Origin of the sequence: Sphingobium sp. UBA5915, from assembly GCF_002431195.1 — a bacterium.
Lineage (GTDB): Bacteria > Pseudomonadota > Alphaproteobacteria > Sphingomonadales > Sphingomonadaceae > Sphingobium > Sphingobium soli.
Genome location: NZ_DJDV01000093.1, coordinates 1 through 10,159, shown reverse-complemented (window position 1 = coordinate 10,159; position 10,159 = coordinate 1). Strand labels below are relative to the sequence as shown.

The 10,159-nt window shown below is 63.5% G+C and carries 13 protein-coding genes and 1 pseudogene; 4 read left to right on the top strand and 10 right to left on the bottom strand.

What is annotated here, in order from left to right:
• The 3 genes from recF to B2V90_RS16525 form a co-directional block, all read left to right on the top strand.
• The coding region (gene recF / locus B2V90_RS16535) for a DNA replication/repair protein RecF (RefSeq protein WP_293922365.1) at nucleotides 1–989 on the top strand (989 nt) is incomplete at its 5' end.
• A 107-nt stretch (nucleotides 990–1,096) separates the two neighbouring features.
• A complete protein-coding gene (locus tag B2V90_RS16530; RefSeq protein ID WP_009822650.1) occupies nucleotides 1,097–1,627 on the top strand; it encodes a CHAP domain-containing protein in 531 nt (176 codons plus the stop codon).
• Between the two features lie 77 nt (nucleotides 1,628–1,704).
• A complete protein-coding gene (locus B2V90_RS16525) occupies nucleotides 1,705–2,421 on the top strand; it encodes a CHAP domain-containing protein (protein WP_228220582.1) in 717 nt (238 codons plus the stop codon).
• 39 nt (nucleotides 2,422–2,460) lie between these two features.
• On the opposite strand, the gene B2V90_RS16520 is transcribed toward B2V90_RS16525, so the two are convergent.
• From B2V90_RS16520 to B2V90_RS16490, 7 genes are all read right to left on the bottom strand, one after another.
• Entirely contained in the window at nucleotides 2,461–2,739 is a 279-nt protein-coding gene (locus B2V90_RS16520) for a DUF3297 family protein (protein ID WP_228220583.1), read from the bottom strand.
• A gap of 53 nt (nucleotides 2,740–2,792) precedes the next feature.
• Nucleotides 2,793–3,632, bottom strand: coding sequence for a S1 family peptidase (locus B2V90_RS16515; RefSeq protein WP_009822647.1), 840 nt, complete (start codon nucleotides 3,630–3,632; stop codon nucleotides 2,793–2,795).
• Nucleotides 3,633–3,638: 6 nt separating this feature from the next.
• Entirely contained in the window at nucleotides 3,639–4,061 is a 423-nt protein-coding gene (locus B2V90_RS16510) for a DUF350 domain-containing protein (protein WP_228220584.1), read from the bottom strand.
• A gap of 65 nt (nucleotides 4,062–4,126) precedes the next feature.
• A complete protein-coding gene (locus B2V90_RS16505; RefSeq protein ID WP_083784892.1) occupies nucleotides 4,127–4,420 on the bottom strand; it encodes a hypothetical protein in 294 nt (97 codons plus the stop codon).
• Between the two features lie 100 nt (nucleotides 4,421–4,520).
• Nucleotides 4,521–5,762 carry an SAM-dependent methyltransferase gene (locus tag B2V90_RS16500; protein ID WP_228220585.1) on the bottom strand — a complete coding sequence of 414 codons (1,242 nt, stop codon included), beginning with the start codon at nucleotides 5,760–5,762 and terminating at the stop codon, nucleotides 4,521–4,523.
• Nucleotides 5,763–5,794: 32 nt separating this feature from the next.
• Nucleotides 5,795–6,541, bottom strand: coding sequence for a molybdopterin-binding protein (locus tag B2V90_RS16495; protein WP_228220586.1), 747 nt, complete (start codon nucleotides 6,539–6,541; stop codon nucleotides 5,795–5,797).
• Nucleotides 6,538–7,257 carry a cytochrome b/b6 domain-containing protein gene (locus tag B2V90_RS16490; RefSeq protein WP_414711615.1) on the bottom strand — a complete coding sequence of 240 codons (720 nt, stop codon included), beginning with the start codon at nucleotides 7,255–7,257 and terminating at the stop codon, nucleotides 6,538–6,540. Before B2V90_RS16490 ends, B2V90_RS16495 begins: the two co-directional genes overlap by 4 nt.
• Before the next feature lie 311 nt (nucleotides 7,258–7,568).
• On the opposite strand from B2V90_RS16490, the gene B2V90_RS16485 reads away from it, so the two are divergent.
• Nucleotides 7,569–8,078 (top strand): outer membrane protein, encoded by a 510-nt coding sequence (locus B2V90_RS16485; RefSeq protein WP_009822641.1) that lies wholly within the window; start codon nucleotides 7,569–7,571, stop codon nucleotides 8,076–8,078.
• Between the two features lie 82 nt (nucleotides 8,079–8,160).
• Here the strand turns inward: B2V90_RS16485 and B2V90_RS16480 are convergent, their stop codons facing one another.
• The 3 genes and pseudogenes from B2V90_RS16480 to B2V90_RS16470 form a co-directional block, all read right to left on the bottom strand.
• Nucleotides 8,161–8,583, bottom strand: coding sequence for a hypothetical protein (locus B2V90_RS16480; protein WP_228220588.1), 423 nt, complete (start codon nucleotides 8,581–8,583; stop codon nucleotides 8,161–8,163).
• An 85-nt stretch (nucleotides 8,584–8,668) separates the two neighbouring features.
• The gene (gene rlmN / locus B2V90_RS16475; RefSeq protein WP_228220589.1) at nucleotides 8,669–9,931 is read right to left on the bottom strand and encodes a 23S rRNA (adenine(2503)-C(2))-methyltransferase RlmN; all 1,263 of its coding nucleotides are present in this window, start codon (nucleotides 9,929–9,931) and stop codon (nucleotides 8,669–8,671) included.
• 48 nt (nucleotides 9,932–9,979) lie between these two features.
• Nucleotides 9,980–10,159 (bottom strand): annotated as a pseudogene (locus tag B2V90_RS16470) (hypothetical protein); the annotation flags it as partial.

The window sequence follows — 10,159 nt, the reverse complement described above, 5'->3', positions numbered from 1 at the left end:
GCGACAATGGCGCGGGCAAGACCAACATATTGGAAGCCGTGTCGATGTTGGCGCCTGGCCGGGGCCTGCGCGGCGCGGCGCTGGGCGCGATGGCGCGGCAGGAGGGGGCGGGGGGCTTTGGCATCGCTGCCGAAGTCGATGGGGTCGTGCTGGGCACTGGCGTCGCGGCAAGCGCGCCGGAACGCCGGCAGGTGCGGATCGGCGGCGTCGGGTCGTCCGCCAATGCGCTGGCCGATCATCTCGCGATCACATGGCTGACACCGGCAATGGACCGGCTGTTCCTGGACAGTCCGGGCGGAAGGCGGCGCTTTCTCGACCGGCTGACACTTGCGCTGCATCCAGGCCATGCCGCGCATAGCGCGCGCTACGACGCGGCAATGCGCGCGCGCAACCGGTTGCTCGGCGATTTGCGCACGGCCGATCCGGCCTGGCTGTCCGCGTTGGAGGCGCAGATGGACGACCATGGTCTGGCCCTGAGCGCGGCGCGGGCGGACCTTGTCGTGCGCCTCAATAATATATTGGCGCGGCAGCCGGACGCACCCTTTGCGCGGCCGATGATCGCCATCGAGGAGGCGGAGCCGCAAGGAGAGGAGCCGCTGGCGATGCGCCTGGCGCGACAGCGGCGCCGCGACGCAGCCGCCGGGCGCAGCCTGTCCGGGCCGCATCGCCACGACTTGGCCGTGACGCATGTGGCCAAGGGGCAGGCGGCGGCGTTGTGTTCGACTGGGGAGCAAAAAGCGCTGCTCCTGTCGATTCTGCTCGCCCATGCCGCTTTGGTCGCCGACGAACGCGGACAGCCCCCGGTGCTGTTGCTTGACGAAGTGGCGGCGCATCTCGATCCGCTCCGTCGCGCGGCGCTGTTTGACCGGCTGGCGGAAACCGGTGGGCAGATATGGATGACGGGCACGGAGCCAAGCCTGTTCAGCGACTTGACGGCCGCAACGCGACTGACCGTAACAGCCGGTCATGTCTTTCGTTCCACAACATAACGCATCGACAAAACGATTCGTCGCCAGCGACTTTTCAAGCTCGGCGGCGTCTGCCCTAAAGCGGCCATCGGGTTCAAGCCTAAGCAAAAAGTCGGGGTCGCAATCACATGCTGGCTGGTTTTCGCGCGTTTTTCGCGGCGTCTATTCTTGCGCTTTCGACATTGGCTTCCGTCCCTGCCGCTGCTGGCACGCTGCAATGCGCGCCCTTCGCCCGCCAGGTTTCCGGTATCGACATTCATGGCAACGCCAATACCTGGTGGGGCCAGGCCGAAGGCCGCTACGCCCGTGGGCACGAACCGCGCGTCGGTGCCGTGCTGGCCTTTTCTTCCAGCCGTTCGATGCCGGTCGGCCATGTTGCAATGGTCAGCAAAGTGGTCGGGGATCGCGAAGTGTTGCTGACCCATGCCAACTGGTCTTATCGCGGTGGCATCGAACGCGATGTGCGCGCCATCGACGTGTCGCCCAATAATGACTGGACCGACGTGCGCGTCTGGTATGGCCCGATCGGCGGCCTTGGCACGCGCTCCAACCCGGCGCGCGGCTTCATCTACGCTCAAGCGCCTGAGACGATCGACCAGCCGGTGCAGATCGCGTCGGCTGATACGACCGGTGGCGCGGCGGTCCGCTCTGCTTTCTGAGCCTTTAACCTTTTGCCAACCGACGCGCGCATAGGGTCGATCCCGGTGGGGCGATTCTAGACGTTTCGGGATCGCAAATGATTCGAAAGATGGTCTGGACAGCCGCGCTGTTGCTGTCCGGGATGACGGGCGCGCAAGCATGGGGTGCGTCGGTGCTGCAATGCGTGCCCTATGCGCGCACGGTGTCGGGCGTTGATCTTTATGGCGATGCGCTCAACTGGTGGGATCAGGCCGATGGCCGTTTCAAGCGCGGGCATGCGCCTAAAAAAGGCGCGGTGCTGGCGTTCCGGGCATTCGGCCCAATGGCGCTGGGGCATGTCGCGGTGGTAAGCCGCGTGCTGGACGATCGCCGAATCCTCATTCGCCATGCCAACTGGTCCGTGCCCGGCGCGATCGAGGAGGATGTGCTGGCGATCGACGTTTCGGACCAAGGGGACTGGAGTCAGGTGCGGGTATGGCACAGCCCGACCGGGCAAATGGGCGCGCGCATCAATCCGACCTTCGGTTTCATCTATCCGTCCAAGGCCAAGCTGCACGATTTCACGCCTGATCCTGCGTTGGGCGCAAGCATCCGCTTCGCCAGGGTGGACGCCGATCGCTGGGATCGCGAAGGAGCCCCTGTCCGCGCGGTCCGGACTGCGCAGGCTATAGTCGAAGCCAAGGCGGAACGGCGCGGTCGTGCGCCACATCTGCGCACCGATCCGGCGATCCTGCAATTTGCCGACAATACGCCGGTAGAGCGGAGTCTGAGCGCCATCATCGCGGACGTGAAGCGCGAGACGATGGTGAACTGATCGCAAAAAGGGGCGCCTGATCGCGGCGCCCCTTTGCCCTTATTCGCCGTCCGACACCTTTTCGTCGGCAGCGCCCTTGGCCGGATTTTCGAACCAGGCCTCGACCTCGCCATTCAGCTTGATCGTCAGCGGATTACCGTGACGATCGCGGGTCTTGCCGGCGGCGACGCGGATCCAGCCTTCCGACACGCAATATTCCTCGACATCCTTGCGCTCACGGCCCTTGAAGCGGATGCCGATGCCGCGCTGGAGCACATCCATGTCGAAATGGGGGCTCTTGGGATTGGTGGACAGATGATCGGGGGGCGTATCGCTCATGATGGAAATCCTTGCAAAGTTGGGCAGCGCCTAGCGCCTGGCCTGCGCGCTCGTCAACCGCCCGCCGGCGCGTCGACATTGCAGAAGATGCGGCGGATGACGCCCTGATCCAGCCAGGCGACAAAACGACGGCTGGCGTCGGCGACATTCTCGATCGGATAGGCGACGGGCCGTTCGTCGATCAGCCGACTGGCGACAGCGAGCCGGACGACTGCATCGGGGGCTGTCGTCAATATCCGGCCGCGCCGATCGGTGGCGGCGCTGTTGACGCCGATGACATGGCCATCTTCGGACAGGACAGGACCGCCGCTGATGCCCGAAAGCGTGCCATCGCCAGCGGGCAGGCGGGTGCGTTCGGCCCAGGCGAGGATCGGCTGCGCGGTTTCGCTAAGGCCGCGCCGGGCGCTGGCCGATCCGATCAGTTCCGATACAACCAGGGTAGGTTCGCCGGCCGGAAAGCCCATATGATAGCCCGGAGTCCCCGGCTGCGGCACATGATCGGACAGGGGGAGCGCGTCGGGGCTGGTGAGATTGGCCTGCACCACGGCCGCATCGCCCTCCCGGCTTTCCAGCACCCGAGCGACGGGCCGGGCGAAGCGGCCATCCTCCAGTCCGACGCGGGTGCAGCCATGGGTAACATGCTCGGCGGTCAACCACGCGCCATCCCGATCGACCGCAAAGGCGGTGCCCATGGAATCGGCGGGTCCGCCAGGGCGATCCTCGATCACAAACTGTTCGTCGCCCCATTGCGGCATGGGCCGGCGCGGGCTGCGCGGATCGAATTGCTCGACTTGGAGTGGCGGGATGACGGCTTGCTGCGCGCCCCAGGCCACGATCAGAAGCACCGCACCCAGAGCGAAGGGCAGGCAGCCACAACCCTGCTTGCCCGCCATACGCTCTTAGCCCGCCACCGCAGCAGCGGTCAGACAGGCCACCGCCGCCTTCATCATCGCCAGGAAGATCGCCGCCGACCGCTCATTCGCCTCGATCCGAGCGGATAAGGTGCCGATGAGAAAGTCGACGAGGCGAAAGGCGACCAGTTGTAGAACCAGCGTCACGCTGCCCCAGATTATTACGTCCCAGACATTGACCGATCCGGCCAGGCAGAAACCCAGCGGCACGGCAAGGCCAATCGCCGCGCCGCCTAATGAAATGGCAGCCGATTCATTGCCGGCGCGGATCAGCGCGAATTCGTCATGCGGCGTGATCCACAGATATAAGGCAAGCGCGGCCAGCCACACCAGGGTCGCGCTGCCCAGATGCAGCAACAGGATCGGCAGGCCCGCTAGCAGGCTCTGGATGACGGGCATGGGATCGCTCATGCCCCAGCCATGCCGCAACCTGTCCGTTCGATCAACCGGGCAGGGCGCGGCGTAGCCCTATCGGATCAGCGACAGATACGCACCCTTACGTCGCGGTGCCGCCAGCGATCATAACGCCATTGCGTCCAGCAGCGCGGGCGATAGCGATAATGGGACCGATAATATCCGCCATGGCGCCGCCAGTCGCGGCGGTTACCGCGCCAATGCCGACGGTCGCTCCAACGCCGATTATCCCAGCGATGATCGCGCCCGTCGCGCCAGCCTGCATTGTGATATTGTGCCTGCGCGGGCGTTGCAGCCGCACCCACGCCAGCGACGGCAAGGCTGAATGCTGCGGCCGCTTTCCAGATCAGGGTCATATAGTCTCTCCTCTCTCCGGTCGCCTGTCGGGGCGAGCCATGAGAGGCACCTTGGCGAACGCCAACTGAACCGAGCGGGAATAATGCTGTCAGCGAAGGTTCAGCGTCCGCGCAGGGCGCTTTCGGCCTCCTGCATATAATCGCGCGTGATCGGCAGCGCGCGGCGGTCGCGGACATATTGGACCTGATAATTGACCATGCCGCCATGTTCGAACACGGTCGCCGCGCCGGCCAGATAGAAAGTCCACAGGCGAAAGAAGCGTTCGTCATACAGTGCGACGATGTCCGCCTTGTGCGCCATGGTGCGCTTGTACCATTCGCGGATGGTAAGGCCGTAATGCATCCGCAGCACCTCCACATCCGTCACCATCAGCCGGGTGCCTTCGCTGCCCTGGATCATTTCCGACAAGGCGGGGATATAGCCGCCGGGGAAGATATATTTCTGCGTGAATGCATCGGTGATGCCGGGTCCATCGACCCGCCCGATCGTGTGGATCAGCATGACGCCGTCGGGCGCGAGCAACTCCCGGCATTTGTTATAAAAGGTGCGGAAATGCGCGGTGCCGACATGCTCGAACATGCCGACTGACACGATGCGGTCGAACGGGCCGGTCATGTCGCGATAGTCGATCAATTCGAAGCGGACATGATCGGCGACGCCCGCATCCTGCGCTCGCTGACGCGCGACCTTGAGCTGCTCCTCCGACAGGGTGATGCCCGTCACGTCCACGCCGCAGGTGCGATGCAGATAGAGCGCCATGCCGCCCCAGCCGCAACCGATGTCGAGCACTTTCATCCCGGCTTTGAGGTGCAGTTTTGCAGCGATATGCGCCTTCTTGTCCTCCTGCGCCTGTTCCAGGCTGATCCCGGTTTCGTTGTCGGCATCGGGAAAATAGGCGCAGCTATATTGCCGGTCGCGGTCGAGAAACAGCGCGTAGAGCGCGCCGGACAGGTCATAATGATGGGCGACATTCGCCTTTGACCGCGATTTATGATTGGCGCGCCACAGTTTTTGCCGCACGGTCTTAAAGCTGCGGCTGATCCGGCTTTTCGCGTCGATCGATCGCCCTGCTTCCCATGGGTTATTGGCGCGGATCATGGATATGAACTCCATGATGCCGCCGCCTTCTATCCCGACACGGCCGTCGATCCAGGCTTCCGCCATGCCCAGGCGCGGATCTTTGACGATGTCGAAGGGGACACGGCTATCGTGAAAGCGCAGGGCCAGGTTGGGGAATTCCGGGTCGGCACGTCCCGCAGTGAAGCTGCCGCCCGTGGCATAATGAACCGTCAGTTGCCCACGCGTGACCAACCGTTTGAGAACGCGCTCGAATATCTTCATAATGTTCCATGTGTCATGTCGTTACGCAGGCGTCAAATACCGGCATACCAATCATAGCCGGCATAGTCTTCCCAGAAGCCGCCCTTGCCGTGGCCGATGTTCGCAATGCTGTCCACCGCTTCGATCCGCATCAGATATTTTGCCTGCTTATAGCCCAGTTGCCGCTCCACCCGCAGGCGCAAAGGCGCACCATTGGCGACCGAAAGCGGCCGGTCGTTGAGCGCGAAGGCAAGGATGGTCTGCGGATGAAAAGCGTCGATGAGGTCGATGCTTTCATAATAGGATCGGCCGCCCCCCATATCGTCGGCGCAATGAAAGACGATATAGCGCGCATCCTGCCGCAATCCGGCCGCATCCAGGATCGTGCGCAGCGGCACGCCGCGCCATTTGCCGATCGCGCTCCAGCCTTCGACGCAGTCATGGCGGGTAATCTGTTCGCGATGAGGCAATGCGTGCAATTGCGACAGCGACAGCGACAATGGTCGCGCGACCTTGCCATCGACGCGCAGGCGCCAGTCGGCAAAGCCCGTGCGCCAGATCGCCTTGTAATCGGGCGTGTTCGGGTTGGCGGTGCCATTGGCGCGAAAGACGGGCGAAATCTGGTCGGGGCGAAATTCCTGCGCCAGGGCATCGCGCGCCATCAAGCTGCGCTGTGCCCATTTGTGGAAATTCTCGGCGGAAAAGAGGGCATTTCGGACAGTCTCGTTCCGGGCAAGGCGATCGCAGCCAGTGAGGGCGGCGGTCGCGCCCAGCAGCAGCGCGCGGCGGGCGATGATCATGGGCGTTGCTCCGGCACCTTGTAGCGCCCGGTGATCATGGATCGCACTTCGTTCACCGGTCCGGCCAGGAGGACCATCAGGATATGGACTAGAAAGAAGGCTGCCAGCGCGAAGGCGGCGATGAAATGGATCGAGCGCGCCGATTGCCGCCCGCCGAACAGGTCCGCCAGCCAGGGCCAGGCGGCATTCATGCCCGGCGACATGGTGAGGCCGGTCAGGATGACAAGCGGCAGCGCCACGAAAATCACGCCGATATAGCTCGCTTTTTGCAGGACATTGTAGCGCAGCGCCGCCGTTCCCGTCGGGAAGCGCAGCCGCGCATGATCCTTGATATCCTGCCACACATGTCGGGGCGCCAGTTCGTCGCGACGGAAGGCAAGGTCACGGCTGACATGCCGGTTTGCCAGGCTCCAAAGCATGTAGGCGAGCAGGGCGAAGGCGAAGATCGGCGCGGCGGTCAGATGCCAGTGGCGTGACAGCGCCAAATTATAGGTGGCTGGCAATGTCCACCAGCTGCCGAACCGGTTCAGTTCCAGCCAGGCGGGATCGAAATTGGCACCATAGTGCCCCCAGTAGAGGCGTGGATGCGCGTTGAAGATGCCAAGGCCGCTGGTGAAGAGGATGTAGAGCAGCAGGGCGTTCAGCCAGTGCCACAGGCGGGTGGACAGGCGATGCCGCTTGACGGTCGGGCCTGCGGTGGTCGGCAAATCTTCCATGGCGTTCATTCTAGCCCACATTCATGACAGGTCGATAAGCGCTGCGCAGCCGTCGCCTTCAGAGCGATGTAACTGTTTTGCAACACAAGGCCTGAAATTGATTGAAATAAATTCAGACCCTCTTTGCAACTGATTTTTGTGATCCTAGATGGGGCCTGCGCGATGATGATGCACATTGCGCTCCTTCCTCCTTAAGAGGAAGAGAATAGAAACAGGAGCGATCATAGGCAAAAGCCGTGGTCTCTTTGCATCGAACCTGAACGCCGGATGAATATCTAAGTCGCGGCGCTAAGAACAAAAACGAGGACTTTATGAAGACTGTGATTTTCGCAGCGATTGCTGCTGCCACCGCTGTTTCTGCGCCTGCTTTCGCTCAGGACGCTGCGCCCTTCACTGGGCCGCGCGCCGGCGTCACCATGGGTTATGACAAGATCGGCGGCGAAGATGGCTTCGCCTATGGCGTGACCGCCGGCTATGATCTGGCGCTTGCCCCTCGCATCGTCGGCGGCGTGGAAGTCAGCCTGGGCGACACCACGGTCGACGACAGCGGCCTTGACGTCAGCCGCGACATCGCCGCGTCGCTGCGCGCCGGCTATGTCGTGACCCCGCGCGTCCTCGCCTTCGGCAAGGTCGGCTATGCCTCGACCCGCTTCGAATTCGATGGCGACGGCGCAGGTCTGGAAGGCGTGCGCTATGGCGGCGGCCTGGAGTTCGCCGCGACGCCGAACACCTATATCTCGGCCGAATATCAGCGCACCGAATATGAACAGAATGTCGGTGGCCGCGACGCCGCCATGGTCGGGGTGGGTTTCCGCTTCTGATCCACGTCGTTCTGATCGCTCTCTCACGATCAGATCAAGCGAAGGGCGGTCCCCAAGGGGGCCGCCCTTTTTCGTCAGCGATTCAGGCGGGCAGGGGCTTGACGTCCGGTTCCAGCCAGTCGCGCCGCGCCGCCGGCGTCATCAAAGCGCTGCGCGACCAATAGGCGAACAGCCAATCCTTGTCGCTTAGCGGCGACGCCTTGAGCGCGGCAAAAGCCACCGAAGGGGCGACATCGTCAGGCAGATTCGCCAGCAGCCGCCGCGCCATGCGCAAGGATGCCTGTGTGATCGTCTCATGATAGCCGCTATTGTCATCGTTCACCCCGCCAACGCTTTCATTATAGCGTCGGATCATGGCCGCCATGTCGCGTTCGGGCCGCAGGTCCGGTCGTTTCAGCATGAGCCAGAGCGCGGTCGCGAAATGCGCGTCATGCGTCCAATCGGCCTTGGGCAAGGTGCGGGCGATGAAGGCGTCCGCGATTGCCCTTATGTCCTCGTCCGTCATCCTCATTCCCTCCTAAACTGAAAAACCCCGCCGGGTGAGGGCGGGGTTCTGATTGCGCTTTGACGCGCAGCCTGTCAGCCCCGGGTCATCCCAGCGCGGCTTGCTTCTCTTCGGCGAGGCGGCGCATCTCTGCCTTGCTCTTTTTCTCGCTGGCGCTTTTCAACTGGCCGCACGCCGCCATGATGTCGCGACCGCGCGGGGTGCGGACCGGCGCGGAAATGCCGCCTTCGAACACGATGTCGGAAAAGCGCCTGATCCGTTCGGGCGTGGAACATTCATAATCGGTGCCCGGCCACGGATTGAACGGGATCAGATTGACCTTCGCCGGCAGCTTATAAAGCCGCAGCAGCCGCACCAGCTCGCGCGCGTCCGCGTCGCTGTCATTCTTGTCCTTGATCATCACATATTCAAAGGTGATGCGCCGGGCATTATTCGCCCCGGGATAGGCGGCGCAGGCGGCCAGCAGCGCCTCAATCCCGAACTTGCGGTTGAGCGGCACCAGCTCGTCGCGCACATTCTTGGTCACGCCATGGAGCGATACGGCGAGGTTGACGCCGATTTCCTCACCTGCGCGCGCCATCATCGGGATGACGCCGCTGGTCGACAAAGTGATGCGCCGCTTGGACAGGGCCAGCCCATCGCCATCCATCACGACCTTGAGCGCGTCGCGGACATGATCGAAATTATAGAGCGGTTCGCCCATGCCCATCATCACGATGTTGGTCAGCATCCGGCCGTCCGACGTGTAATGCGACGCCTCGTCGCTTTCCTCGTCATCATTGGCGGACGCCATGCTGCCCTTGGGCCATTCACCCAGTGCGTCGCGGGCCAGCATGACCTGCCCCACGATCTCGCCCGGCGTCAGGTTGCGCACCAGCCGCATCGTGCCGGTGTGGCAGAAGGAACAGTTCAAGGTGCAGCCCACCTGACTCGAGACGCACAGCGTGCCCCGGTCTGCATCAGGGATGAAGACCATCTCATAATCCTGACCGTCATCCGATCGCAGCAGCCATTTACGGGTACCGTCGCTCGACACCTGCGCTTCGACCACCTGGGGGCGCCCAACCACGAATCGCTCCGCCATCCAGCCGCGCATCGGCTTGGCAAGGTCCGTCATGGCGTCGAAATCGGTTTCGCCACGATGATAGAGCCAATGGAAAATCTGCTTGGAGCGCAGCTTTGCCGCCTTGGCGTCCAGCCCCGCTTCCTCGAACACGCTTTTGATCTGCGCGCGGGACAGGCCCATCAGGTCGACGCGCCCATCCTCTCGCGGCGTCACGGCGCGCGGCACGGGCACAGGATCAATAGCGCCGGGAATCGGCATCAGGGGGCTGGCGGATGTCTGCATGGCCGCGCCATAGCGGAATTTTCGGGCAAATGTAAGGCGGAGCCGGGCTTAGCGCAGGCGCGCGCAGCCCAGCGCGGCGGCGTCGATCGCCGTGGCCGCGCCGCGCAGGGCGTAGCTGTCGGCAAAGGCGCGGCCGTCCGCGCCCACGCTGGACACGCTCATGCTGGTGGCCGAACGCATGGCGGCGATGATCTGCGCATCGGCGCGGGCGTCCGTGGCCCAGGCGTC

Bases quoted from the DNA above. Each gene is read 5' to 3' on its own strand.
- B2V90_RS16510 (WP_228220584.1), bottom strand. From the start codon at position 4,061: ATGAGCGATCCCATGCCCGTCATCCAGAGCCTGCTAGCGGGCCTGCCG.
- B2V90_RS16525 (WP_228220582.1), top strand. From the start codon at position 1,705: ATGATTCGAAAGATGGTCTGGACAGCCGCGCTGTTGCTGTCCGGGATG.
- B2V90_RS16505 (WP_083784892.1), bottom strand. From the start codon at position 4,420: ATGACCCTGATCTGGAAAGCGGCCGCAGCATTCAGCCTTGCCGTCGCT.
- B2V90_RS16495 (WP_228220586.1), bottom strand. From the start codon at position 6,541: ATGATCATCGCCCGCCGCGCGCTGCTGCTGGGCGCGACCGCCGCCCTC.
- B2V90_RS16530 (WP_009822650.1), top strand. From the start codon at position 1,097: ATGCTGGCTGGTTTTCGCGCGTTTTTCGCGGCGTCTATTCTTGCGCTT.
- B2V90_RS16485 (WP_009822641.1), top strand. From the start codon at position 7,569: ATGAAGACTGTGATTTTCGCAGCGATTGCTGCTGCCACCGCTGTTTCT.
- B2V90_RS16515 (WP_009822647.1), bottom strand. From the start codon at position 3,632: ATGGCGGGCAAGCAGGGTTGTGGCTGCCTGCCCTTCGCTCTGGGTGCG.
- B2V90_RS16520 (WP_228220583.1), bottom strand. From the start codon at position 2,739: ATGAGCGATACGCCCCCCGATCATCTGTCCACCAATCCCAAGAGCCCC.
- B2V90_RS16480 (WP_228220588.1), bottom strand. From the start codon at position 8,583: ATGACGGACGAGGACATAAGGGCAATCGCGGACGCCTTCATCGCCCGC.
- rlmN (WP_228220589.1), bottom strand. From the start codon at position 9,931: ATGCAGACATCCGCCAGCCCCCTGATGCCGATTCCCGGCGCTATTGAT.
- B2V90_RS16490 (WP_414711615.1), bottom strand. From the start codon at position 7,257: ATGGAAGATTTGCCGACCACCGCAGGCCCGACCGTCAAGCGGCATCGC.
- B2V90_RS16500 (WP_228220585.1), bottom strand. From the start codon at position 5,762: ATGAAGATATTCGAGCGCGTTCTCAAACGGTTGGTCACGCGTGGGCAA.